The organism is Flavobacterium sp. W21_SRS_FM6 (assembly GCF_052119645.1).
Classification (GTDB): domain Bacteria; phylum Pseudomonadota; class Gammaproteobacteria; order Enterobacterales; family Alteromonadaceae; genus Paraglaciecola.
The window spans coordinates 97,954-124,069 of sequence record NZ_JBGQOM010000005.1 but is presented as its reverse complement, the minus strand read 5'-3'; the positions used below and the strand labels follow the sequence as shown (position 1 = coordinate 124,069).

Genomic DNA, 26,116 nt, shown 5'->3' with positions numbered 1-26,116 from the left:
CTATTGGAGAGCCCTATGTGGCAGTACAAAGCCCCTGTTGAAGACACTTTATTTGTAATAAATACCTGGTTAGACGCTACAACCTCTTGGCAAGGTGCCGAATTATGGCAAGATCTTGATAAGGCATTAATCGAACAAATTATAATTGAAGCCGGGCGCTTTGTTGAAGGTGAATTGGCACCGATTAATGCTTCTGGCGACAATCAAGGATGTCGGCTAGAAAACGGCCGAGTACTTACCCCTGATGGTTTTCCTGCCGCTTACCAAGCCTTCATCGATGGCGGTTGGCCAGCTTTGGCCTGCGATGAGCACTACGGTGGGCAAGGCCTCCCTTTGCTATTAAATACGGCCTTAATGGAAATGATGGCTGGGGCCAATCATGCTTGGTTTATGTATCCAGGGATCACTCATGGCGCTTATGAATGTTTACATGCACATGGCTCTGAAACCATTAAAAAACGTTACTTACCCAAAATAGTCAGCGGTGAATGGCTGGTAAGCATGGACATTACTGAACCCCAAGCAGGCAGTGATGTGGGGCTTATCAAAAGCAAGGCTGTTGAGCAAACTGATGGCAGTTATTTAGTGACAGGCAACAAAATTTTTATATCTGGGGCCGACCACGACCTTACTGAAAACACCTTGCATTTAGTGTTGGCCCGAACCCCTGACAGTTTACCTGGGACGCGGGGCTTGTCGTTATTTTTAGTGTCCAAATTTGTGCTGAATGAAGATGGCACTTTAGGAGATAAGAATAACCTCGACATTACCGGTATTGAACACAAGCTCGGTATCAAAGGCAGTGCCACTTGTTCAGTATCCTTTGACGGCGCTAAAGCGTATTTAGTTGGCGAACTCAATCGCGGTTTATCCCATATGTTTATTATGATGAATGCCGCCAGATTACAGGTTGGCCTGCATGGCATTGGCCATATGGAGTCAGCCACTCAACAAGCGATTGACTACGCGAATGAGCGCCTGCAAAGTCGCCATGCTTTTGCAGCAGATAAGGACCCAAAAGCCGTGGCAATCAAACACCATCCTGCAATAAAACACAAACTCAATGAGCTCAAAGCGTTTAGTGAAGGATCGCGCATCGTCGCCTTCTGGATTGCTCACTTAATTGATGAGCAAACTATTGCGACCCAAGGTGCCGAAAAAGAGCGCATTGGCCAATTATTAGCGGTATTAACGCCTATCATTAAAGCCTTTGCCACCGAGCATGGCTTTAGACTCGCAAGTTCAGCTTTGCAGGTGTTTGGTGGTTATGGCTATGTTAATGAATATCCCATAGGTCAAACACTGAGAGACAGCCGAATTGCGATGATTTATGAAGGTACAAACGAAATTCAAGCCAACGATTTGGTGTTACGAAAAATCATTGCCGATCAAGGCCAAGGCATCACCGTGTTACTGAAAATCATTGAACAAGAGCTTGCTCTGCATGACGATAGTCGGGCGGAAAAAGAGCTGATGACCTTGCTACATGGCGAGATAAAAGTCATGGTTAACAGTTTACTGACCCGCGCTAAATTAGATGATATAGAATACGCCGCCAACGTTGCCCCTGACGTGATGCAAGTGATGGGTTATGGTTTGTTGGCTTATGCATGGCTTAAAACACTGCGCGTCATTGAAGCGAGCCAACTAAGGGACGTATACCTTCACAAGAAGCGCACTGGCGAGTATTTCTTTCACCATGTCCTGCCGCTGGTGTATGGCTACTTATTGAAAATTCAAGCTGGTGATAGAGCGATCCCTGATATTGAATAATGCCTTAGGCCTTGCTGACAAAGCTAAGAAGTATGACGTGGTTTGATAACCTTACAACTCAACAGGAGCATGTTTCAGCATCCACTGGTGACATATTCAAGCGTCGCAGGTGTCTGGGCATTGACCGCGTGGTGATAAATTAAATAACAATTAGTGGCGACGATGGGGACTTGGTTAATATAAAGACCTGAGGTATGCACGAAAGACGCATTAGTAAGATAAAATTTTGTACGTGCGTAATCAGTAGACCACATCCAGTCTGTCGCTAAACTGTCTTCCATCGCTTTTGAAATCCCTATATCTCGCGAGCCACTGGGGTAGCCATATCTTGTTTCAATATCGGGCGAACCGTCGCCATTTAAGTCAATATTAGCCAACACTGAGCCACTAACACCTTGGATCAGTGATTTGGCATACACCATCGAAGCGGCTGAACGTATAGCCCCACCCATGGCCTTCAAAACGGCAGTATTGGCCTCACTACTGACATTAATGAAGCGAGGAGCCGCGGTTGCCGCTAATACGCCCAGTAACACAATAACCATGATCAATTCGATCAAGGTAAAACCAGCTTGGGGCGTCAAATGATTGGGCTTAGCAACATGCATTTTATTCTCTTTTGTTATAATTTTGCTGGTATTACAAGGTAAGACGACAAGCAGCTAATAGGCGAAGTTATAGCGAAATACCTCAATGCTTACTATCAGAGCACTCATACTCATGTATATGAAATAATAACTAAAGCATGAGATGAAAACGCAATAAAAAAGCGAGGTGCATTGTCCTCGCTGTTTCATTCTGTCATTCGTCGTTTATAGCAATGAGTGTGGCAAGTGCCACACCTTATTACACCTTAGCCGCGTGAGCGTTCAGCGCGTGTTTAATGACTTTACCGGCGCCATTACGGGGTAAGGTTTCCAGCACAATCACCGCTTTAGGTATTTTATATTTGGCTAAATGGGCCGACAAATAATGCAACAAACCATCGCTATCAAGGGTCTTGATGTCCTTTTGGCATACAACATACAAATGCCCTACCTCACCCCATTTTTCGTCGGGTACGCCGATCATCGCGCATTCAAATACTTGGGGGTGCTTTAACACAATAGCTTCTACTTCAGCAGGAAACACATTTTCGCCCCCTGAAATAAACATGTCTTTTTTTCTGTCTACGATACGGTAATAACCTTGCGCATTTTGCACCGCAATATCACCTGTTTCGAACCAGCCATCATCGGTAAAACTATTGGCGTATAACGCCTCTTTACCCCAATAACCAATAAACAGATTAGGCCCTTTCAGCTGCACCTCCCCTGCCTCACCCGGTTCAACGGGTTTACCGAGTGCATCATGCAAACGAATGGAGACTCTTGGGGTATTCGTTCCGACACTACCGGCGCTGTGATCAATTAAGTTGAGTTGATGGGGCATACCTAACAGGGTGCCTGCCTCACTCATACCGTAACCGTCAACAATAGGAATACCATCATTGAGCCACCGTCTAATTTGGACTTCAGGATGAGGCGCCCCACCGGTTAATAAGGCTTTTAGGTTTTTTAACTTGGCGGGATCAAAACCCGTTACTTGTCGAAGTGCATTGGCCATTTGTGGTATACAAAAATAATGGCTGATGCTTAGAGCTGGATCAGACATGCGCTCTAAAGTACGTTCTGGAATAAATCCGTCTGAAATAACCAACTTACCGCCGTTATACAATACAGGTCGTACCGAAGAAATTAAGCCAATAATATGGAACATAGGCGACTCATTTAAAAACGCACTGTGCTGGTCAACTTGATACAACATCGTCGAATTCAGAATGGTTTCCATCAAGGTGCCTTCAGTGTGAATCGCCCCCTTAGGTTGCCCTGTGGTGCCAGAGCTGTACAAAATCAAACAAGCTGCATCGTTATCACATTCTAATGCGCTATCCACAGGCAAATGTTGGGTATCGCTAATAAGATTTTGAATAGGCTCAAAAGCAATGCCTATTTCTGCGGCTTTCTCATCACCAAATACAAGAGCCGGTTCACAATCGGCCAGCAAACCTTCAATTTCAAACAGGGATAAACGCCAATTTAAAGGAACAAAAATCGCTTTACATCTTGCACAGGCAAAATGCAGGGCAATGACTTCTGCCCGATTTTTACTTACACATGCCACTCTGTCACCGCGCTTTATCCCTCGTTGTAACAAGTACGCCGCGAACTTGCCGACCAACAAGTTGTATTCGCTGTAGCTCCAGTGACGCTCAAAAGTAAGGTCTTGTACCGCTAAACTGTCGGGGCGAAACGATGCCTGAAAAGTCAGAAAGTCCATGGTTTGTCGTCTCCCTTAAGCGCCTTGCTTACTCTTATCATATGCGCCTAAACCAGGCTTATAGGTTTTATCATCAATAAATTGTTTAATCCCCTCTTTACGCCCTTCATTGTCGTAACTGTTTGCTGCCTCTTGCGCTCTAATTAGATAATCTTCGGCATTGTCATAAGTCATCTCTTTTACACGACGAATGGCGTCTTTGGTCGCTTTCAATGCCACTGGGTTTTTTGCAAGTAATACCTTACATACCGCTTCAACTCGCGCTTTTAGTTGTTCACTTGGCAAGGCTTCGTTGACCAAACCCCACTCAACTGCCGTTTTACCGTCAATATTCTCACCCATCATGGCATGATACATTGCCTTACGCAGAGGCATTAAATCAGCCACCACTTTACTGGCACCACCACCAGGTAGTATGCCCCAGTTGATTTCACTTAGACCAAAGGTGGCATCTTCCGCTGCAAATGCTAAGTCACACCCAAACAATGGACCATAACCGCCACCAAAACACCAACCGTTTACCATGGCAATAGTGGGTTTTTGATACCAACGCAAGCTGCGCCACCAACCGTAAGCTTCACGCTGGGCTTGGCGGGTTGCGCCTAAACCCTTGCCTTCGTTTTCACGAAAGTACTCTTTTAAATCCATCCCTGCAGACCACGACGTGCCTTCTCCTGTTAGTACGACGACGCCAACATCAGCGCGAAACTCCAACTCGTCGAGTACTCGCTGCATTTGGCGATTCAGCTTTGGACTCATGCAATTACGTTTTTCAGGGCGATTAAATTTCACCCAAGCGATGTTATTTTCTACCACAAACGCCACGGTTTCTTGTTCGGTTCTTTCAGTGCTCATTGGACTTTCCTTTATATCAATTGAATGTGTTTTAATTAAGTTGCGGTGCAAGGTTTACGTTAACCTTAGATGGGATAATGACCCGCTTGAGTCTCTACCGTGATCCAGCGCAGTTCACTGAATTGGTCGATACCGGCTTTACCACCAAAGCGGCCGTACCCTGAGGCACCAACCCCACCAAAGGGCATCTGTGCTTCATCGTGAACCGTTGGCCCATTGATATGACAAATACCGCTATTGATTTTTGTGGCAATGGTCATTCCTCGTGCTACATCTTGAGTAAACACCGCGGCGCTTAAGCCATAAATAGAATCATTGGCAATATCGATGGCTTGCTGTTCATCGCTGGCTCGAATGATCGCCACCACAGGTCCAAAACTTTCTTCGCTGTATATCGCCATATCTTTAGTCACGCCATCAATCACGGTGGCTTGCATCAGCACAGAGCGACTTGTACCGCCTACTAAGATAGTTGCTCCTTTAGATACCGCATCTTCGATTAAGCTATTGACCTTTAGCACGGTTTTTTCATCAACAACCGCACCTAATGGGGTATTGCCTTCACGAGGGTCGCCGGTGGGCATCGTGTGCACTTTCTGTTTGAAGCGTTGTGCGAAGTCGTCTGCCACGGCATCCACTACAATTAAGCGCTCGGTAGACATACAAATTTGTCCTTGATTCATGAACGCGCCAAAAGCGGCTGCTTTTACTGCTTCATCAAGATCAGCGTCGGCTAATATCAGCATGGGTGCTTTGCCACCTAGTTCCAGCAAACAAGGTTTAAGATTTTCAGCGGCTCGGCGAGCTATAATGCGTCCTACGGCCGTAGAGCCGGTGAAGTTGATACGCTTAACGGCTGGATGATCAATAAGGGCCCCTACCACATCACCCGCATCTTCTGGGGCATTGGTGACAATATTAACTGTACCTTCCGGAAATCCAGCGTCTGCTAAGGCTTCAATGATTAACGAATGGGTATGCGGGCAAATCTCAGAGGCTTTCAATATCACGGCATTACCACAAGCCAATGCCGTTGAAATTGCCCGCACGCCAAGAATAATTGGCGCATTCCAAGGTGCTATACCCAAAATAACGCCAACCGGGACTCGCTGGGCCATGGCCAAACAGCCTGGTTTATCTGAGGGAATAATCTCCCCGCTGATCTGGGTCGTCAAAGAGGCTGCCTCGCGCAACATTGAGGCAGCCAAGCCTAAATTAAACATAGCCCAGCCGGCTGTCGAGCCAGTTTCGCTCATCATCGCGGCAACAAAAGCATCTTGACGAGCTTCAAGTGCGCTAGCTGCTTTATTCAATATAGCCCGGCGTCCATTTGGACCGACAAGTGACCACTGCTTAAAACCTTGTTGGGCGTTTTGTGCAATCACTGCCATATCTGTGACTTGCATCGCTAAGGCTTCGCTGGCTAACTCACCTGTAAGTGGATTCATTCTCTTAAAATTTGTCATTGTCTTACCTTTTTACTTATTCTAAGGTGTTGCCACCTAACTGAGATTCTGTGTTACTACCAACTTTGGGCTTGAGCCGTGTTTTTTCTGTCTGAATCCAATCAAAATGATGGCCACTGCCGAAACTAAGGCACCTGCTCCCATTACCATGGCTACACCTTGCAAACCAACTCCCGCAGTAAACAAATAGCCAGCTATGATGGGGCTTAAGGCTGCGCCGCCGCGACCAAAACCAATCACCACGCCCGTGCCGCTGGCTCGAACATCTGAGGGGAAACTTTGCGCCATTAAGGCATATAAACCCACTACACCAGCATTGGTGAAAAAGCCGGTTGCGGCTGAAACAATGGCCAAACTGCTCAAGGAGGAATAGCCCATACCAAATATTGAGACCATGACAAAAGATAAGGCCAACACGACAATTAGCAGTCGACGCAGCTTGATGCGGCTGGCCATTAAGCCTAGCAAAATTGCGCCAATAGCACCGCCTACGTTTGCCCACACGAGTACTTGACCCGCATTGGCAGGTTCGAATCCCATGTCGACTACAAATTTGGGGATCCACTTGAGAATAAAATAGAAAGTCATGATCTGTGCAAAATAAGCCAGCATTAACAACAGGATCAGTGCTCGAAACTCTTTTGAGGCCAACACTTTAAAACTAGACTGTTTAATTTGATGCACTTTGCTGGGCAGCTGCTCAATACTGGCATGACCCATTTTTTGCAAAATAATATTTATTCGTTTTAAGGCGTGTGGCGGTTGTTTATTAGACAAGTACTCAACCGATTCTGGTAAGCACCAAGCGACTATAAACATAAACACACCAGTAACACTGCCCCCGAAGATAAATATTGAACGCCAACTATGCGTTTCAAGTAGGACTGATACCACTGAACCACCAATAATGGCGCCAATGGGGTAACCAGTTGCCATGATGATGACACACAAATGCCGGTATTTTTGATTGGCAAATTCTGCAACCATGGCATTCGTCGAGGCCAACATACCCCCAATACCAAGACCTGTTAGAAAACGCACTAACAACAAGTGATTTATAGTGTCCACTAAGGCAGCTAGAAACATACCCGAAGTCATTAAGACAAGACAAAATTGAATAGTCGGTTTACGGCCAAAGCGGTCAGCTGCATGACCTAAAATGACTGAGCCGGTCGCCATACCAAACATTTCCATGGCTAGCACTACCCCAAGTTCAGCACGATTAATGCCCCACTCAGCAGCGATCCCAGGAGAAGCAAAACTGATGGCCAGTACATCGAATCCATCTAAAGCATTGAGTGCAATACAAATAATAACGGCCATGAGTTGCAGACGGCTCATGGCACTATCATTTAGTAAGGTAGCGGGACTGTGATTCATTTATGACTATCCGTTAGTTTGATCGGCAAACTTCGCATGCGTGAACACCAAGCTAATTGTTGAGCTTGAGCCAAGGAACGCAAATAAATGGAAAGTAAAACCGATGACGTGACGAAGATGTTAATAGTATGTTTAAAAGTCTTATATAGCAGAAAACGACTAAATAGCATGCATAAAATGACAGCTCTATTTTTATGCACGTTTAAAATCATATTGACAGTACAGGGCCCGGGTAAGCCGCTAATAAGTGCCTTTAATAAGCTTGTAATATAGGGGTTTAAAAAACAGGAAAACGCGCTTTCATTAATTGAGGGTTGTTTAGTGAACAGGCTTGCAGAGCCATAGCCCGAACTAATAGTAGGTATTGTACTTCCGCTAAACGTGGTGCGCTGACATCATTCAGCACTTCTCCCCACCTTAACTGCACATAGCCAGCGTTGGGGCTAGTCACTTTAGTTTACGCTGGTATTGGCTGGGGAAGACTATTATTGATGTTCTCAAAGGCCCAGCTGCTCGTTTTTAGCTATTTTACAAATACGAGTTATCAAGTTCAGCACCGCAGGCTAATACTGTGTGTTACCCTTCACGACTTTACCGTTATATAAAGGTTTGCAGATTAGAAAATGAAACACACCTCTATTGAAATGTTGACAGAATTGGCTGATTTACTTGTCAGTTTTAGAGGGTCATTAACTGGACTCAATATTGAAAAACACACACTTATTATTCACGCTGGCACGCCAAAGACAGGCACCACTAGCCTGCAAACCTACCTAAGTAAAAAACAGCGGAAATTGCGAGGAAAAGGGATTTTATATCCGCATAATCTGGACCGAATACCCAACCCACACGCTCCAGCACATCAGTGGTTTGAAAAAAACCTCGCCTCCAACCACCTACCACACTTTTTGGCCAACTTTAAAAACATTATTTCCCAAATAAAACCCGACACCCACACCATCATTTTGTCTTCGGAGGGCATTTATAATTATTGGTGGGATTTACCCGCGTCGGCACACACCATCCTGACTGAGCTTAATCAATTATTCGATATTAAAATTTGGGTGTGGTTTCGTGAACCATTAGGCTTTATTGAAAGCTATTACAAGCAATGTATTCGAAACCCACAAGTCGAGGGAAACCCTTGTTATGGCAAAGATTTATCTTTTGCGAAAATGTTAGAGATTGAGTGGTTTGCACAACATCTAAATTACCAAGGTTTTGTTGCAGATTGCCAAGATTTGTTTGGCAAAACCAAGGTGTCAGTGTTCGAATACGAAGGCGATGTAGTGCAACAGGTGAGTCAAAAACTGGGGTTGGCAACTGCGCACGACAACCCGACGCCCCGTCAAAATGCTAGTTTAAATAACGTGTCGATTAGCTTAATTAAGGTCCTCAATCAGTTTAATTTATCAGCAAAAGACAAAGAGCTTGTGATGCCTCAGTTAAAGCAAATTAACGCGCTTGTTAGCCAATATGCGAATGAGACACTGATTGATGAGTCGTCCAGAAAGCGCGTTTTGGCATTAGCAAAACCGGTTGAATTTTCTGGGGCATGAGCAACAGCAATGTTATTTTTCATTAAGCGCTTTTTACTGGCAGAGCACTGCTGGCTTTAATCACTTTGAGGCTAAACTGGGATTCAATATTCATGACACCAGCAAATTTTAATATTTTATTCATACACAGATCAGAAAAATGATCCATGCTGGTCGCCACCACCTTCATTAAATAATCGTAACTGCCCGTAGTGGCATGGCATTCGATTATATATTCTTGCTCTTCAACCTCTTTTAAGAACGTGATGCGCTTAGATTCATCATGTTTCTCAAGGGAAACTAACACAAAAGAGGTTACCTGTAGGCCAATTAATCGTTGATTCAGATTCGCTGAATAGTGGTCAATGACCCCTGCACTCTCTAATGCCTTAATCCGCCTTAAACAGGGTGATTCTGACAGGCCCACCCGGTTTGCTATTTCCACATTAGACATGCGTCCATCTCGTTGTAATAACTGCAATATTTCACACTCAGTTCGAGATAACTTCATAGGGTGGATCCCATCTACTAATAATAAATTATTAACAGATTATGCCACGAAACACCCATTATCAAGCAAATATAAACAGAAAATAGCCTTTAACAGGGAGTAAAGTAGCCAATATAAATCAGGCAAATAACTGCTATTTACGAACAACCAATAAGAGGATTAGCGATGACAGATTTATTTGACAACCCCATGGGACTCGATGGCTTTGAATTTATCGAATTTGCTGCGAAAGAGAAAGGCGTCTTAGAGCCCGTATTTATCACCATGGGGTTTATCCATGTTGCCAGCCACCGCTCTAAAGATGTTGATTTATGGCGCCAGGGAGAAATCAATATCATCATTAATTATGCTGCAAAATCGCCGGCTGCATATTACGCGGATGAACACGGTCCGTCGGCATGTGGTATGGCATTTAGAGTGCGCTGTGCCCGCGCTGCCTACAAACGTGCACTTGATTTAGGTGCCCAGCCCATTGAGATCCCATGTGGGCCGATGGAACTTAAATTGCCCGCAATTCGCGGTATTGGCGGTGCCATAATCTATTTGATTGACCGTTACCAAGAAGGCTTATCGATTTATGACATCGACTTTGAATTTATACCCGGCGTGGAGCGTAACCCTGAGGGCTGCGGCTTTAAATTAATCGACCATCTCACTCATAATGTATACAAAGGCCGCATGAAATTTTGGGCTGACTACTACGAAAAATTGTTTAACTTTAGAGAAATTCGTTACTTTGACATCAAAGGCGAATATACCGGTTTAACCTCAAAGGCCATGACGGCTCCTGATGGTAAAATTCGCATTCCACTCAACGAAGAGTCTGGCAGTAACGGGCAGATTGAAGAATTTTTGATGAAATACAATGGTGAAGGAATTCAGCACATTGCCTTTATTTGCGACGATTTATTAGCCTGCTGGGACAAGCTAAAAGCCTGCGGCACTCAATTTATGACTGCGCCACCCGAAACCTATTATGAAATGCTTGCAGACCGACTACCTGGTCATGGCCAAGATGTGATGGAATTAAAACGTCGTGGCATCTTGCTAGACGGCACAACGGATGGCAGCTCCCCACGTTTGTTGCTACAAATTTTTTCTGAAAACGCTATCGGCCCCATCTTTTTTGAGTTTATTCAACGCAAGGGTGATGAAGGCTTTGGCGAAGGGAATTTCAAAGCTCTGTTTGAATCAATTGAACGAGACCAAATTCGTCGTGGTGTACTAACAACAGATGATCGAATTGCGGTGTAAAAGGAGCACATCTATGAAAATTAAACGCATCCATCATGTGGCGTATCGCTGCAACGATGCCAAAGAAACCGTTGACTTTTATCAAAATGTATTGGGCATGGGCTTTGTACTTGCCATTGCCGAAGACCGCGTACCGTCTACTAGAGCGCCTGATCCGTATATGCATGTATTTTTAGATGCTGGTATGGGCAATGTATTGGCCTTCTTTGAACTACCCAATAGCCCCAGAATGGGAAGAGACGGCAACACGCCTGATTGGGTTCAGCATTTTGCCATGGAAGTCGACAATTTTGATGAATTACTCGACGCTAAGAAAAGATTAGAAGCACAAGGGCTTGATGTACTTGGCCCTACCAATCACGGTATTTTTCAGTCTATTTATTTTAGGGATCCTAACGGTCATCGTATTGAATTGGTGGCTAACAGCTGCACAGATGAAGAAATGCAAACCTTGCATGAGGTTGCCCCTGCCATGTTAGAAGAATGGAGCAAAACGAAAAAAGCCCCAAAACATGCGGCATGGCTGCACGAAAAAGAATTCACTCATTCTAGTTAAAGGATACTCAATCTATGCAATTAAACGAAACCCATGACCCAGCGCTGCAAAGCTGGCTCGGCTCGGCCAATGAAGAAGGTACTGACTTTCCGATACAAAACTTACCCTTTGCGGTGTTTCGTCGTCATGGGTCACAGGAGGCATTTCGCGTTGGCACGGCCATAGGCGATCAGGTTATAGACCTTTCAGTACTCGCGACTAAAGGTTTATTTGTGGGTAAAACCGAACAAGCCCTTAAGACGTGTCTCTCACCTCAGCTGAATGAGCTTATGGCGCTGGGTTATGAATATTGGAGCAGTTTACGCTTGGATTTATCAAGAGCCTTACGAGTAGGCTCATCCTTACGAGGTGAAATCGAAAGCACGTTGGTGTCGATGACAGAAGTTGAATACGCGCTGCCGGCTCAAATTGGTGACTACACTGATTTTTATAGCTCGATTTATCATGCGACAAATGTGGGTAAACAGTTTCGCCCCGACAATCCCTTACTACCTAATTATCAATGGGTGCCCATTGGTTATCATGGCCGCAGTTCGTCGATTGCAGTGTCGGGCCAACAATTCCACCGTCCCTGTGGACAAACTCGCCCACCAACGGCTAGTGAACCACAATTTGGCCCCGCCCAAAAAATTGACTATGAGTTAGAATTAGGGATTTTTGTTGGTCGTGGCAACGCTTTAGGAGACAGAATTGCTATTGATGATGCTGACCAACATGTTTTTGGCTTATGCCTATTTAATGATTGGTCGGCTCGTGATATTCAAGCGTGGGAATATCAACCATTAGGACCCTTTTTGTCAAAAAACTTCGCCTCAACGGTCTCGCCTTGGGTAATTACTTTTGAGGCCTTAGCAGCTTTTAGTACACCGTGGACCAGAGCCGAAGATCATCCTCAGCCCATGCCTTATTTAGAATCAGATAAAAACCGTCAACGTGGCGGTTTAGACATCGTATTAGAAGTTGCCATCAGTACAGCAAAAATGCGAAAAAATAATGAAGAAGCTGAATGTTTGGCCACCACTAACTTTAAACATTCTTACTGGTCAGTGGCTCAGATGCTTGCTCACCATACGGTAAATGGCTGTAATATGCGCCCAGGTGATTTACTCGGTAGTGGCACTCAATCTGGCCCCAATGCCAGTGAAGCGGGTTCATTACTTGAGTTAAGCCAAGGGGGTAAGCAAGCTGTTACCCTGAAAAATGGTGAGACGCGCAGCTTTCTAGAAGATGGAGATACCGTTATTATGCGCGGCCATTGCGCCAAACAAGGCGCCAAACGAATTGGGTTTGGAGAAGTAACAGGCACTTTGTTGCCTGCAAAAATATCCTAATCAATTCCGTGTAGTGAATCCAGCTTCAACAAAAATGCCTCTCAACTGATAGGCATTTTTATGTCGGTGTTTGGTTTACTCAGATGCCCATTTCAGATGGCCGCACGATTGTTACTCCGTTGGCATTCTAGCTACTGCCGCTGAAGCGCATTCAGCAATAACCTGAGTGTAATCTTGCACCATTTGCTGACCAATAATAAAAGGATTAGCCTTATCTGGATTGGCACGTAATTCAGCCATACGCCTGAGGGAGTCATCGACAAAAGCGTGATTGCTCAAGGCCACATCAACGTTCATGTCCTTTGCCAATTTAGCGAATTTATTTGCCGAATTAACGTAGGCCTGTGCTAATCCCTTATCTTTTGGGATCCCTGTCCCTCCCCATAGCGCCGCAGTGTGCCTTGCTCCATTTTCTGTCACTGGAAAAATCAAAGAGAGTGTCCCAGGGGTATGACCGGGAGTGAATACGATTTTAACCGTTGTGTCTCCTAAGGTGACTTCCTGACCATCAGTGGCAACAAGATCTTTATCTGGCGCAGTTGACCAATTTGGTGCTGGCATTCCAGGACGGGCGGGTCTGGGCGCAGGATTAATTGCCATATCCCAATCGAGCTCACTCATCATGACCGAGGCCTGATATTTTTCGGCTAAATATTTAGCACCACCATAATGATCCCCATGGCCATGAGTCACTATAATAGTTTTGATATCAGCGGGCTCTAAACCCACAGACAGCATGCCTGATTCAATAACCTCTTGAGCTTCTTGGGTATTATTTAGTGCATCGATTAAAATAATTCCATCACTGGTTTGCAGGGCATAAGCGCCAACAGGGGTTACGCCAACATAATAAAGATTGTCAAATATCTTGGTGGCAGGTGGAACTGTTTTGTCTTTGAAAAATGCCATTGCCCGATTATCGGTACTGCATTGCAACTCGGCAGTTGTGCGCATAAAAGTATCGCCCGCTAGCGCATAGGCTTTATCAACGTGAGTTTGCGCGAGGTTTTGCTCGGTATTGGCTACAGCACTGCACCCTAAACAAAGTAAACTAACCGTCGTTAAAGCAAGTGTCTTTTTGTTTATCATTGACTTATTCCCTTTGACTGAATTTTATTCGCCATTTTAAAAGGGCTAAGTGAAGTGCTCACTTCGACTTAGCCCGCTGTAACGTTATCTAGACTTAGTAGTCGAATCTCACACCTAGGCGAAAATACCGACCAATCAAATCATGACGTGTGTTCGATACGCCAAGGTCATCTAGTGCAGTACCGCCATCAAATCCAACGCGAGGAGGCTCTTTGTCAAACACGTTATCAATGCTGGCAAACACTTCAAAGCTCACATCGTCTACATCAATGCGACGACTGGCAGTTAAGTCAATATAACTGACAGCATCAATTTTATTGTTATCAACATCAACACCAGACTGCCAACTTGCATCAATTACGCCCTCACCAATATAACGATGACGCAAAGAAACAGTATTAACATAATCGGTATACCGGATTGAGGTTAAACTCGCCCATTTTTGCGGGCCACCATTTACCGCACCATTACCACCGGCAAATTCACCTAAGAGTTCATCTTTTATGCCTCGATCTTTAGTGTAATGTTCAGTGGTATGGGTCCAAAATGACCGAATATCCACATTGCCGCCGGCCAACTCGAACTGGTAGGTGACTTCAAAGTCGTAAGCAGTCAACACTTCTTCGGTTAAGTTAACTGGAGAGTTAAAGATATTTGTCATCAGCCCTGTTGCAGAATCACGTTGAATCAAACTACAAAAGGAAGTCTCGCTTTTATAACAGCGATCAACGATGTCCTGGTCAAGCACGGTATCAATAGCGCCGTCCACGTTAATATGAAAGTAATCTAAGGACAAAGACAGGTTTTCAATAAATTCAGGCTCATACACAATACCAAAAGTGGTGGTATCTGCTTCTTCGGGTGATAAATCTGGATTGCCGCGAATAGTGCGCGTGACCAAGTAGTTAGCCACACCTTCACCGAGGGGATTTTCGACGAAGGGGTCGTTAAAATACAAACTGTTAGTTTGTCCACCACTGTAGTATTCGTTTAAATTTGGCGCTCTGATATCGCGAGATTGGGTACCTCGTAAAGACACGCCCGCACCAATATCATAAGTTAAACCGCCTTTCCAAGTAGTGACTTTACCGCTGGTACTGTAATCAGTTAACCTCACTGCAGCATTAAAATCTAATGAATTGCCTAACGCTGAATCAAAAAAGATAGGCACTAATACTTCAGCAAAGACTTCATTAACGTCATATTCGCCTTCTGCATCTTTGTAGTTACCCACCCACCAACCGCTGACTTGCGAAATAGGATCGGCCTTACCACTAAATTGCTCTTTGCGATATTCGTAACCAAAAGAGGTAGACACAGCACCTGCATCAAGTTCAGTGATATCACCACTAAACGTGATTGAAAGTACGTCTTGGGTCAGCTCTAGATCTTGACGGGCAGTGCCAACAACATAATCAATAGCTGCTTGACTCGGAGCGCCTAAACCAAAAATATTAGCGGCTACACAGCCATTGCTAGGGTCGGTAAGGCTTGAACGACACACCACATTACCATTACCATCTGATACAGCATCCGTTGCCAGCGCATATTTTGCGGTATTGGCATCACTTCTGGTTTCATTAACGACGTCAATACTGCCACGCTCGTAATAAGCCGCCATCGACCACTTGTCATTTATTTCATAATCCGCGCCAATTAAATAGCGTGTCATGTCTCGTTCGTTGTATGGATTAGCGCGGCCAAAATCTACGTTTGAGCGCCCCATAGGCAGAGAGGTCATACCAAAACTGTCCATCTGGTTAGCTAAGTCTGCGGGTAAGAATGGATTATCTCTTGAAATCGTTAGGGCACCAGCAAAACGATAATACGGCACTGACAGTGATTCTCCTTCCGTTGAGCCATTCATAAACTCTCCGTAAACTGTTAAATCATCTGTCACATCGTAGGTGGCATGTAAAAACCCAGTGATCTGTTGGTATTCTGCCAATATTTGCGTGCGGGCCGAAAAGTCATTTAACTGACCATCTCCGGTGATACTGCTGCCCAGTGGCCCCCCTGGATAACGCGTGCCAAAGTTAAAAGGTAATAAAGCACCCTCAGGTGAAAACGTAATTCCAGCTAAAGGGCCGGCACTCAAAAAGGTATGGCCAGCGTCAGAACCAATAAAATTACCGACGTTATCGACCACTAAACGCTGAGGCTCACCATTGCCCTCTGCATAAGCGGGGTTATTAACCAGTTTTGTACTTTTAAACCAATCCCGCGAGTCAGCGCGGTCAACACCATCTGCTTGGGTGTAATTAAGGCTACCGATAACGTGCCCTTTTCCATCAGCAAAATCAAAACCAGCGGCTAAATTTGCTTTAAATTCATCAGCATCATCGTAGCCTGAGCGGCCCGCTTGCACTGACCCCTTAACGCCGGTGAATTCTTTATCTAAAACTAAGTTAACTACACCTGCCACAGCGTCTGAACCCCACGCAGCCGATGCACCACCCGAAACGATTTCCGTGCGTTTTAACAAGGTACTGGGCAACATATTAATATCAACTTGGCCGGTCACTGCAGCACTTACCACCCGACGTCCATCAAGTAATACTAATGTGCGGTTACTGCCAATACCACGTAAATTAAGAAAATTAGCACCTTGTACACCAGAGCCCACATCATTAGCAGAACTGCGTGGTGAAGTTGCAGCGCCCATTGATGGTAAGCGGTTTAAAGCATCAGCCACATTCACTACACCCACATCATTTACAAAAGAAGAATCGAGTACCGTGGTAGGGGTAGGCGCTTCGTACCCAGGACGAGATTTAAGCCGTGATGCAGATACAACAATTAATTCTACAGCTTCTTCCTTGTCACTCTTGTTCGTATCAGCTTGTTCCTGTGCAGAAGCCACAGATAAAGGCATCGTGCTGGCAATGCCAAGTGCGAGAAGAACACTTGCACAGCAACGGTTGCGTAAAAATGGTTTATGTGTTGTTTTCATGAGTAGACCCTTGTTAATTACATGTTGCGCTTATTAACTTAAAATTCACAACTATGATGGTAATAGCATGTATAAAAATCTTACATGGCACAAAATGACTAAATAACTTGCATTTATTGACATATTATTTTTTATGCAAGTTGTTGAGCTGCAAATACAAATATCTAAGCAATGCTTGTATCTTGTGCTTATTTCCTCTGCCCCGCTAAGCAGCGATCAAGCGATACTTAGCAACCAAATGGTCAGCCGTTAACTGCCTTGCTTTTAGTGGCCTTCAGAACTTGCTCATTAACAAGTGCTAACTTCAGTCTGCCTATAACACTCATTAATTATTTGTAATTATTGTTAATGAAACATTAACAATACCAAATCCTCGCACACCCGCATTAGTGCAACAAGCGATATTATCCAAGCGATTAAACAGCTTTATAAAGCAATAAACGAGTCGTTTTTGCCCAACTTTTACTGTCACATGTTCTTTCCAAGCGGCCTTCGCCAAATGACGCCGCGTTTATTGATATTCGTCTGGCGATCGATAAAGTACGTCACACCAATCCTTTAGCGTGTTAGCGGAAATGGGGTTTTAAATTGGATGATGGCGGGGTTAACAGATGACGTTATATAGTTATTGGCGCTCTAGCGCTTCGTTTAGGGTGCGTATTGCCTTAAATATTAAGGGTATTGATTATCAGCAAGCAGCCGTTCATTTAGTAAGAAATGGTGGGGAGCAACACTCGGATTTGTACAAAGGTATTAACCCTCAAGAACTGGTACCTGCACTGATTGACGGCGACAATATTCTTACTCAGTCCATGGCCATCATAGAATATTTAGATGAGATGTACCCAAACCCTGCCTTATTACCCCAAGCACCATTAGCAAGAGCAAAAGTGCGCGCCATGGCAAACATAATTGCAACAGACACCCACCCGATTCAAAATTTACGAGTGCTACAAAAACTAAGATACCAGGGGTTTAGTCAGGAACAAGTTAATAGTTGGGTTGTGCATTGGATTGAGTTGGGTTTTATAAGTCTTGAAAAAATGTTGAAGGATGTTCCGCAGGGACAATATTTTTATGGGGATACTCTCACCTTGGCAGACATTGCTATCGCCCCTCAGTTGGTTAACGCTAAGCGTTTTGGTGCTGATTTAAGTAAGGCCCCAAGAGTAAAAGAAAAAATTGATAGACTAATGGCATTACCTGAGTTTGATAAGGCTAAACCTGAGAACCAAGCCGACGCAGAATAAAACTCACACTAAGCTAATCAATAGTAGATGGGGGGATGAATTTTAAATCGATGAAGATAAAGCCAAAATAGCCCACTGATATCAATGACGTCCCCACCGCGCTTCTTTAAGATTGAATAGGGCGTGAAATTGATAAATTTGTATTAACTAAGGTAAAACATAAACCAGGTATACGGTTGTGCGCACTTAATTGCCAACCGTGAGTCTGAGCAATTTCACTACAAATGGCTAAACCTAGGCCTGCACCGTGGTCTCGTCGATGGGGGCCACGCCAAAACCGTTCGAACATTACTGCTAACTTATCTTGCTCTACTCCTGGGCCCCAATCCCGTAAACTTAGTTGCGTAGCATCAATATCAATGCGTATTTCACTGGCGATTGGTGCATGTTGAATGGCGTTTTCCAACAAGTTTTTTATTAAGATAAACAAGGCGGCATTGTCCGCTTCCCAAATCACAATCGTTTCAGGTTTTATTCTCACTTGTACATCCGCCGCCTTGGCCATTGGCAGCAAGTAGATAAGAACTTCATTGGCTGTTTTTACCACATCTACTCTATCTAGTTTGAAGTTTTGCTCTTCGCTGACTTCAGCCAGTAGTAATAATTGTTGTACTTGACGAGACATGTGCGCAATGTCATTTAACAACATCAGCCTGTCTGGCGTTTTATCCTGCATTTCAATCTGGGCACGAATTAAGGCAAGGGGCGTTTTAAGTTCGTGGGCTGCAGTAGCCAAAAACTCACGTTGAATGCGATAGCCATTTTCCAGCCGAGCAAGAACCCGGTTAAAGCTATCCACCAAAGGTACAATTTCAGTTGGTATGTTTGCCGCTGATAGTCTTTCGTTTAATGAGCGAGGCGAAATTTTAGCTGCAGACTCAGAAATATCTCTTAAGGGGTTTAAAGTACATCTTAGGGTGATGTAGGCACATCCCCCAAAAACAAACAGCATGACTAAACTGAATAATACAACGCCAAACACCATAAAGGGTAAAGCAAAGCCTTTGTGCATTAAATTATAAAAGCGTTGACTGACCGCAAACTGGATAATCCAGCTTTGGCCTTGATACTGGTAGGTGCTGGCTGCACTATAATAAGCCAAACCTTCACGTTCAACCTTTTGAAATTGGTCTTTTGCTGCTACCAACACAGTATCCACAATGCCGAGTGTTGCGGCTGAACCTAACATAACGCGTCCATCTTCGCTTAATACTCGATAGGCAGCTTCACGGTGTAGACTATCAAAAATCCAATTGAGCTCGTCATCATGCTTGCCAAAACCGATAGGCTGTCCATCTAGGTCAAATAACAGAGCATCGGCCATTTTATGCGTAAAATTAATAACATCTTTACTGGCAAGCCAGTCGCTTTTATAAAAAACAAATCCGAAAGTTAACGCACTCACTAATACAATGGTAAGCACTGTGCCCACTACGTAAGCCAGCAATACTTTAAAACTAAGACTATTTGACCAGCTTGATTTAACGAAGCGCATAACCTGAATTTCTCATGTTTACTAATTCCAAACGTGAATCAATGGCTTTTAATTTGCGCCGAAGTCGATGTAATGCAACATCTAACGCGTTTGGGGTAACGGCTTCACTTAAGCCCCACCCTGCGCCTTCTAGGGCACTGCGCCTTACTACATTGCCCTCTTTACGCACCAACAACATCATAATTTGTAACTCTGCAGGCGCCAAACTAATACTTTCAGCGCCACAATACATCATACTGATATCTGGTTTGATAGTGATATCTTTGAACGTCGGTGCCAACACTATACTCTCGGCGGGCCTGCGCAGTAAGGCTCTAACACGTGCGACTAATTCATCCATAGCAAAAGGCTTGGTTAAGTAGTCGTCAGCCCCAGTATCGAGGCCTTCTACGCGGTCATGCAAGGCATCGCGAGCAGTAAGGATAAGACAAGGGATGGTATTTCCGGCCACACGAATTCGTTTCAACAATGACAGCCCTTCTCCATCAGGTAAACCACGGTCGAGTACCATGGCTTGATAGTCTATTTGCTGAAACGCAGACCACGCGGTGTCAATTTTTTCAAATACATCAACCGCTATGCCAGCAGTACTTAACTGCTTGCTGATCAGGGCAGCCAAACGTTCATGGTCTTCAACAAGTAAAATACGGTTCATCAGAAAGTATGCATATAGATAAAAAAGAGGGTGTTTTCAGTGGAGCTATCTACCAGCGGGCTATCTTTGATTGCACTGCCCAGCTGACTTACTCCAACATTCAACATCATTGCGTTTTGCTTATCAAACATATAGGCACTTCTTAAACCATATTCAATATTGAGGCTCGATTCACCCCTATATGCAGGACGATCACTGCGGACTTCATGAGCACGAACGCCATAATGGTAATCAACAAAATGGTCATCTTGCCATGTTAGCATTAGCCGCGGGGATAACATAACGTGGTTTCCAAACATCCATTTCTTTTCAAACCCTAATTTTGCCCGATTACCTTCCCTATCACCGGACACATCAAACATCCACTGGGCGCTAACATCGACCCAAGGGTTAACCCAATGCATTTTTGCCCCCAAGGCAAACACACCCTTGCGCTCGTCCATGTCATTTAAAATCGGCGTGTCACGGGCTTCACTATTATCATAGCCACTGCCCAAGTCATAATCAGCACTTAAACTAAAATCAATCTGCTGTGAATGACTCATATCGTAGCTTGGCAACTTAATATCAAGATTGGTTCCAAACCACCTGATGTAAGGATTTTCGTAGGTTATAATGGGGATTATTAGGGTGTCTCGAGCAATATCTTTATAGGCTTTTTGATTGCTGACTATCCCAACACCAACCCCCCATTGTGAACCTTGAACTATCGAATGTTTTGGCGTCTGCGCTATCGTACTTGTCGAATACCATGTAGCCGACACAAGGCTTATGGTGAATAGAGCGTGCTTGAATCGCTCTTTTGCGTTTGATATTGGTAAAATCATGATAAGTATCTGCGCCGGTAAAAATGTCTCAACTCAGTATGGAAGGAGGCAACTTACCAAAAACTTACCGATAAATATTTCTTATCCCTCTGTTTATATACTTTCTCATAAACGCATTTTAGCCCACAGCCAGTGTTTAGCGATGGTGCTTCTAAAAGTGCTCAAAACAACCGGCTCGTAAAACCTATTTCCAGTAAGTTTTAAGAAAGATTAGCTGGTGTAACGTTTTGCCACCGTGCCCCCAATGGTCACTTAAGTCTAAACCCCAAAAGGTAACCTAATGAAAAAAAGTCTCTTTTTAATGATGCACCTGAGCCTACTGATGTTAACCGGCTGTGCCTCCAACAAGGCTATTGATCAGGAAAGTATTCAATACTCAGATCCACTGGAAACAGTTAATCGTTCAATTTGGGATTTCAACTATGAGGTGCTAGACGCCTTCATTTTGCGTCCGAGTGCCGTTGCCTATGTCGAATACATGCCGCAAGCAGCACGAACTGGTCTGTTGAATATGGCAGAAAACCTAGAAGAGCCTAGCAATTCAATCAACAACTTATTACAAGGCAAGGTTGCTGATAGTGTCAGTAGTCTGGGCCGCTTTGTCTTGAATTCCACAGTGGGTTTATTAGGTGTGATCGATGTGGCCAGCGAAATAGGACTCGAACGTAAAGAGGAAGCGTTTGGCGAAGTATTGGGGAGTTGGGGTCTAGAAACTGGTCCATACCTTATGCTACCCGCTTTAGGCCCAAGTGATGTTAGAAGCGGCGTGGGTGATTATGTTGATAATTTTTATGGCCCCTTAGACGCTCTTAATATTTACTTTTCTATTTTCCGTATGAGCATAAAAGCCCTTGATGCCCGCGGATCAGTGATTCAGCAAGAACAACAATTACATGCCTCAGCCGATCCCTATAGCTTTGTTAAAAATGCTTACTTTCAAAATCTAGAGTTTAAGGTAAAGGACGGAAAAATTGAAAAAAGTGCAGAAGAACAGCAGCAAGATGAAGAGATCGACGCGTATTTAAACAACCTTTAACACGCTCTAAAGACACTCAATTGACCTAAAAAAGCCTATTTTGCTAAACACAGGACCAGTAAGTTGTCAGTAAATATAAAGCGGTAAAGTGCTTATATTATCAAGAGGCAGTGAACCTATGTTCACTTAAAAAAGAGAAATCAACATGTATAGAATAATCATCACCTTAATCAGTATTTTTTTGCTATTTAATTCGGCATGGGGCTTGGCCGCTGAAGTCGATTCAAGCAACCCCTACTCCATGGTAGAACAAGTGGCCCGCAATACTTTTTCACGTTTAACAAGTGAGCGCGAGCAAATTAAGCAAGACCCCTTGCTTATCAATCAAGTGGTTGAGCAAGAACTTATCCCTTATCTAGACTATCGCTTTGCTGCGCTTAAAATTTTAGGCAAATACTATCGTCAGTATCCTCTCGATAAAATTAACCAATATACTGAAGTTTTTAAGACCTACTCTGCCTCTGTTTTCGCCAATGCCCTTCATTATTACCAAGACCAAGCGGTTGAATTTGAGCCAGCCCGAGAATTTAACAATCAAAAACAAACCACCGTACGCCTTAATATCAATCAGGGTAGCAATAGTATTAACTTGGCTTTTGTGGTGAGAAAAGATACAAAAACCGAACAATGGCGTGTGTATGATGTGGTAGCAGAAGGCATCAGTATGTTGTCTAGTTTACAAAGTCAGTTCGAACCCATATTAAGAAAAGAAGGCATTGAAGCGGTAATGAAAACTATGCGTAATACAAAAGATTGAGGCCCGAGCCCGTCATTAAAATAAAACACTCTTTTTAACTTAAGCCTCAGAAGCATATTTAGGTTTATGGGCATAGAAGCATATGGGGCACACAATTCTAGTTTTAAGACTAATGACTTATAACACAAACGCTGAAATAACTGATGAGATGCCCTTCTCACGCTTAAAACCCGCATGGTCTTGTGTCAGAGCAAATCGGGATGACGACCTTAACATAGCTAGGGCTTTCTCTTCTTTTTGCTGGCGACATAAAACGGCTGATTTTCTCATGACTTGCCACCTGTTCTTGATGCTTGATCAGTGCAAAAACTTAAAAGCTCGTATAACAACGAGCTTTTAATTGTTTCAATATCCTTTAAAGCTGAGGAATTTGTCCCACCCGGGCAATCATTTCAGTAATAATTTGTAAGTCCAGTAGAAACTGTTCAACCCGTTTAAATTCGTTGGCATTATGGCCGGTGTATTTTTCATTCGGCATTGCCAAGCCAAACTGTACGCCATTGGGCAAATTATGCACTGACGTGCCGCCATTTGATGAACCAAAAACGCGTGGCATCGCTAAATTCTCAGTAGCCACATCCAACAACGCATTGACCCAATACCCTTCGGGATTACGGTACATGGGTGCACGGATGCCGGCACTGAGTTCAACATTGATACCCGACTTTTGTTTCCACAATGCCAGCTTCGCAAGGATATCCTGCTTGATGTCGTCGACTTCTCGGCCCACTGGCACGCGTAAGTTCACGCCCACTTGCAAACTCGTTTCATTGAGGTTTATTAAAGTTACTGAATGGGTTAAGGGGCCCATAAAGTCATCAGCAAAACCTATCCCCAGGTTCTGCCCTAGATAACTTATGCCCCAATTGGCTGCCACGTAACTGGCTGCGTCGGTAATATGGTTCGAGCTAAACATAGGGGTTTGCTGCTGTGCAAATGCGATGAACGCTAACATTCTTGAAACTGGATTAACCCCGGATTCGGGTTCAGAGGAATGGGCAGAGATACCTTTTACTGTTAACTCAACACCATAAGAAGCCTTAGATGCGGTAATCGTAAAATTACCGCCATTGGCTTGTATAAATTGACTTGCAAGCTTGTGTAATTGCGTCATTAAGCTAGCAGCATCAGCGCTATTGATTTGAGCAACACTGGCTCCAGGAATTTGATTCATGGCAAGTCCCCCCGTAATTGCCACAATCTCAGCACTGGCTTTACTGTTCGCTTGTCCCGCTCTAACTGGGAATGTTGCCATCACGCCACCAGAGCCTTTTTCTGCAATAACCACTGGATAACCGCCGTCTAATGCTAAGTTATAGTTGGGGGTAGGATTGCGGGCAAAATAATAAGGTATCGCGTCTGAAGAGGTTTCTTCGGTGGTATCGATCAATAAGTGAAAGTGACGCAACAAAGGAATATTTTCTTCTTGGATCACTTTCATGGCATACATGGTTACAACAATGCCATTTTTATCGTCTTCTGCGCCCCGACCATACATGCGGTCGCCGATTAAGGTTAACTTAAAAGGATCGAGTTGAGTACCGTCTTCAAGGACCCACAATGAAGGGGTCACAGGCACAACATCAGCATGAGCATGAATACCAACCACTTCATCAGAACTCCCCTTCAGCGAAACTTCAAATACGCGGTTGTCGATATTGCGAAAAGCCAAGTTAAACTTTTTGGCAATAGCGGCAATGGCATCCGCCATAAGATAAAACTGCGGATTGTCGTGCTGCGCTACCCCCTCAACTCTAAACGTTGGAATGGCAACCAATTGAGCCAACGTTTCAATTGCGTCCTGACCGTGTTTAATACGCGTATACAAACCCAATAAACGCTGAAGCTGATGTAATTGGCCTTCGTTTAACGTCTCTTTTGCGCGATATTTATTTATTGCAAGACCTAAGCTCTCATGCTGATTTATGTTGTGTAATGTCAATACCTGAGATAAAAAGTCATCAAATGTATCGCTAGTTTGTAACCTTGTATTGGCGATAATCTGGGTTGACATCTCAGGGTTTAAATTTGCTGGGGATGCAGTGGCATAAACAGCGTTTACCAATCCGGTGATGATCAGCAAACCAGCCTTTAACAAAATATTCAAAGTAAGGTTATCCTTTTAGTTTGGATAGAGTAAACAGCCGACTATCTTATCGTGACATACAGACAATCCAAAACTTCAGATGAAAAAACAGCGTAAAGCGGCAAAAGTTGAGTAAATAAAAGGCTATATTGTTACAAGCGGTATTGATAAGCCGTGATATTTGCTCCTAGACTCCCTCTTGCCGCTTCAACCTAGGCTATATCAATAGCAATGACACACACAGTGAGAGTGCGCTTTTCAAAAAGCTCTATCACTAAATGCTCAATAACGTTATTCAGGATTACGCTATACCGGTCGGTTAAATTTCAGAAACGATAGTAAAACCACCGTAGATTAACCGTTTACCATCGAAAGGCATTGGATTGGTTTCTGGATCCATTCGAGGGTCTTGCATAGAAGCCTGCCAACCTTCATCACGGATGGCCTTAGATGGCCAGATTATCCAAGAAAATGCGACGGTTTCGCCCTCCTTTTTTTTCACCGCGAATGGAAATGAGGTAATTTCACCCTCAGGTATCTCGTCTCCCCACGTATCAACCACTTGCAAAGCCCCATTGTCTTTTAAAACACGGGCCATTATCTTTGCATGCTCAATAAACGTATCTTTGTTTACATCAGGTACCGCAGCGACAAAACCATCTACATATGACATTTACGTATTCTCCTATCTATTAAATAACCATCGCCTATTTTTAACGCAACGCGTTTCATCAATAAAACACCCTACTGCATAACTCAGTCCTTTTCAGCTTATTAAACTGCAATCGTTAGGTTTTGCTTTTTTTAAACGTATTAGCTGCCTAAACTTGATGCTGTTTATCTTTTCAACAGAGCTTAGAAGCTAAGACAAATAAAACAAGGCTCTTTAATTGCCTGATTACCCACGCAAACACGATTATCAGTTTAATAAATAGGGTATTTAATGATGATTGAATTTGATGAAAGCGTTCGGCAATTGGTGCTA

General features: G+C 44.0%; 23 protein-coding genes. 8 read left to right on the top strand and 15 right to left on the bottom strand.

From position 1 onward, the window contains the following. Nucleotides 1–15 precede the first annotated feature (15 nt). Nucleotides 16–1,773 carry an acyl-CoA dehydrogenase family protein gene (locus ACEN2L_RS10245; protein WP_441743527.1) on the top strand — a complete coding sequence of 586 codons (1,758 nt, stop codon included), beginning with the start codon at nucleotides 16–18 and terminating at the stop codon, nucleotides 1,771–1,773. Between the two features lie 74 nt (nucleotides 1,774–1,847). Here the strand turns inward: ACEN2L_RS10245 and ACEN2L_RS10240 are convergent, their stop codons facing one another. From ACEN2L_RS10240 to ACEN2L_RS10215, 6 genes are all read right to left on the bottom strand, one after another. Next, nucleotides 1,848–2,381, bottom strand: a complete 534-nt coding sequence (locus tag ACEN2L_RS10240) for a type II secretion system protein (protein WP_441743526.1) — start codon at nucleotides 2,379–2,381, stop codon at nucleotides 1,848–1,850. A gap of 238 nt (nucleotides 2,382–2,619) precedes the next feature. Next, nucleotides 2,620–4,092, bottom strand: coding sequence for an AMP-binding protein (locus ACEN2L_RS10235; RefSeq protein WP_306020255.1), 1,473 nt, complete (start codon nucleotides 4,090–4,092; stop codon nucleotides 2,620–2,622). 15 nt (nucleotides 4,093–4,107) lie between these two features. Further along, the gene (locus tag ACEN2L_RS10230) at nucleotides 4,108–4,947 is read right to left on the bottom strand and encodes a p-hydroxycinnamoyl CoA hydratase/lyase (protein ID WP_306020254.1); all 840 of its coding nucleotides are present in this window, start codon (nucleotides 4,945–4,947) and stop codon (nucleotides 4,108–4,110) included. A gap of 65 nt (nucleotides 4,948–5,012) precedes the next feature. Then, entirely contained in the window at nucleotides 5,013–6,413 is a 1,401-nt protein-coding gene (locus tag ACEN2L_RS10225) for an aldehyde dehydrogenase (protein WP_441743525.1), read from the bottom strand. A 36-nt stretch (nucleotides 6,414–6,449) separates the two neighbouring features. Continuing rightward, entirely contained in the window at nucleotides 6,450–7,793 is a 1,344-nt protein-coding gene (locus ACEN2L_RS10220) for an MFS transporter (RefSeq protein WP_441743524.1), read from the bottom strand. Nucleotides 7,794–8,070: 277 nt separating this feature from the next. After that, complete coding sequence (locus ACEN2L_RS10215) at nucleotides 8,071–8,244, bottom strand: hypothetical protein (RefSeq protein WP_441743523.1); 174 nt, start codon at nucleotides 8,242–8,244, stop codon at nucleotides 8,071–8,073. Nucleotides 8,245–8,416: 172 nt separating this feature from the next. On the opposite strand from ACEN2L_RS10215, the gene ACEN2L_RS10210 reads away from it, so the two are divergent. Then, nucleotides 8,417–9,352, top strand: coding sequence for a hypothetical protein (locus tag ACEN2L_RS10210; RefSeq protein WP_441743522.1), 936 nt, complete (start codon nucleotides 8,417–8,419; stop codon nucleotides 9,350–9,352). Between the two features lie 22 nt (nucleotides 9,353–9,374). Here the strand turns inward: ACEN2L_RS10210 and ACEN2L_RS10205 are convergent, their stop codons facing one another. After that, nucleotides 9,375–9,842 carry an Lrp/AsnC family transcriptional regulator gene (locus ACEN2L_RS10205; RefSeq protein WP_306020250.1) on the bottom strand — a complete coding sequence of 156 codons (468 nt, stop codon included), beginning with the start codon at nucleotides 9,840–9,842 and terminating at the stop codon, nucleotides 9,375–9,377. Nucleotides 9,843–10,007: 165 nt separating this feature from the next. Between ACEN2L_RS10205 and hppD the strand changes: the two genes are divergently transcribed. From hppD to fahA, 3 genes are read left to right on the top strand one after another with little or no spacing between them, the layout of a single operon-like run. Next, nucleotides 10,008–11,096, top strand: a complete 1,089-nt coding sequence (gene hppD / locus ACEN2L_RS10200; RefSeq protein WP_441743521.1) for a 4-hydroxyphenylpyruvate dioxygenase — start codon at nucleotides 10,008–10,010, stop codon at nucleotides 11,094–11,096. 13 nt (nucleotides 11,097–11,109) lie between these two features. Further along, the gene (locus ACEN2L_RS10195) at nucleotides 11,110–11,652 is read left to right on the top strand and encodes a VOC family protein (RefSeq protein WP_441743520.1); all 543 of its coding nucleotides are present in this window, start codon (nucleotides 11,110–11,112) and stop codon (nucleotides 11,650–11,652) included. 14 nt (nucleotides 11,653–11,666) lie between these two features. Further along, nucleotides 11,667–12,983 (top strand): fumarylacetoacetase, encoded by a 1,317-nt coding sequence (gene fahA / locus ACEN2L_RS10190; RefSeq protein WP_441743519.1) that lies wholly within the window; start codon nucleotides 11,667–11,669, stop codon nucleotides 12,981–12,983. A gap of 111 nt (nucleotides 12,984–13,094) precedes the next feature. Here the strand turns inward: fahA and ACEN2L_RS10185 are convergent, their stop codons facing one another. Together ACEN2L_RS10185 and ACEN2L_RS10180 are read right to left on the bottom strand one after the other, a co-directional pair. Then, nucleotides 13,095–14,072 carry an MBL fold metallo-hydrolase gene (locus ACEN2L_RS10185; RefSeq protein WP_441743518.1) on the bottom strand — a complete coding sequence of 326 codons (978 nt, stop codon included), beginning with the start codon at nucleotides 14,070–14,072 and terminating at the stop codon, nucleotides 13,095–13,097. A 94-nt stretch (nucleotides 14,073–14,166) separates the two neighbouring features. Then, a complete protein-coding gene (locus tag ACEN2L_RS10180; RefSeq protein WP_441743517.1) occupies nucleotides 14,167–17,025 on the bottom strand; it encodes a TonB-dependent receptor plug domain-containing protein in 2,859 nt (952 codons plus the stop codon). A gap of 611 nt (nucleotides 17,026–17,636) precedes the next feature. On the opposite strand from ACEN2L_RS10180, the gene maiA reads away from it, so the two are divergent. Then, the gene (maiA, locus tag ACEN2L_RS10175) at nucleotides 17,637–18,275 is read left to right on the top strand and encodes a maleylacetoacetate isomerase (protein WP_441743516.1); all 639 of its coding nucleotides are present in this window, start codon (nucleotides 17,637–17,639) and stop codon (nucleotides 18,273–18,275) included. Between the two features lie 106 nt (nucleotides 18,276–18,381). On the opposite strand, the gene ACEN2L_RS10170 is transcribed toward maiA, so the two are convergent. From ACEN2L_RS10170 to ACEN2L_RS10160, 3 genes are read right to left on the bottom strand one after another with little or no spacing between them, the layout of a single operon-like run. Then, nucleotides 18,382–19,770: a sensor histidine kinase gene (locus ACEN2L_RS10170; RefSeq protein WP_441743515.1), complete on the bottom strand. Its 1,389-nt coding sequence runs from the start codon at nucleotides 19,768–19,770 to the stop codon at nucleotides 18,382–18,384. Next, nucleotides 19,757–20,425 carry a response regulator transcription factor gene (locus ACEN2L_RS10165; RefSeq protein ID WP_441743514.1) on the bottom strand — a complete coding sequence of 223 codons (669 nt, stop codon included), beginning with the start codon at nucleotides 20,423–20,425 and terminating at the stop codon, nucleotides 19,757–19,759. The genes ACEN2L_RS10170 and ACEN2L_RS10165 overlap by 14 nt, the downstream gene beginning before the upstream one ends. Continuing rightward, a complete protein-coding gene (locus tag ACEN2L_RS10160; RefSeq protein WP_441743513.1) occupies nucleotides 20,425–21,252 on the bottom strand; it encodes a MipA/OmpV family protein in 828 nt (275 codons plus the stop codon). The genes ACEN2L_RS10165 and ACEN2L_RS10160 overlap by 1 nt, the downstream gene beginning before the upstream one ends. Nucleotides 21,253–21,532: 280 nt before the next feature. On the opposite strand from ACEN2L_RS10160, the gene ACEN2L_RS10155 reads away from it, so the two are divergent. Both ACEN2L_RS10155 and ACEN2L_RS10150 read left to right on the top strand, forming a co-directional pair. After that, nucleotides 21,533–22,288: an MlaA family lipoprotein gene (locus ACEN2L_RS10155; protein ID WP_441743512.1), complete on the top strand. Its 756-nt coding sequence runs from the start codon at nucleotides 21,533–21,535 to the stop codon at nucleotides 22,286–22,288. 145 nt (nucleotides 22,289–22,433) lie between these two features. Further along, nucleotides 22,434–23,045, top strand: a complete 612-nt coding sequence (locus tag ACEN2L_RS10150; protein WP_441743511.1) for an MlaC/ttg2D family ABC transporter substrate-binding protein — start codon at nucleotides 22,434–22,436, stop codon at nucleotides 23,043–23,045. A 117-nt stretch (nucleotides 23,046–23,162) separates the two neighbouring features. Here ACEN2L_RS10150 and ACEN2L_RS10145 read toward each other — a convergent pair whose 3' ends face one another. From ACEN2L_RS10145 to ACEN2L_RS10135, 3 genes are all read right to left on the bottom strand, one after another. Then, complete coding sequence (locus tag ACEN2L_RS10145; RefSeq protein WP_441743510.1) at nucleotides 23,163–23,315, bottom strand: hypothetical protein; 153 nt, start codon at nucleotides 23,313–23,315, stop codon at nucleotides 23,163–23,165. Nucleotides 23,316–23,400: 85 nt separating this feature from the next. Further along, nucleotides 23,401–25,152, bottom strand: coding sequence for a dipeptidase (locus tag ACEN2L_RS10140; protein WP_441743509.1), 1,752 nt, complete (start codon nucleotides 25,150–25,152; stop codon nucleotides 23,401–23,403). Nucleotides 25,153–25,450: 298 nt separating this feature from the next. Next, nucleotides 25,451–25,804, bottom strand: a complete 354-nt coding sequence (locus tag ACEN2L_RS10135; protein ID WP_441743508.1) for a DUF1428 domain-containing protein — start codon at nucleotides 25,802–25,804, stop codon at nucleotides 25,451–25,453. Between the last annotated feature and the right edge of the window lie 312 nt (nucleotides 25,805–26,116).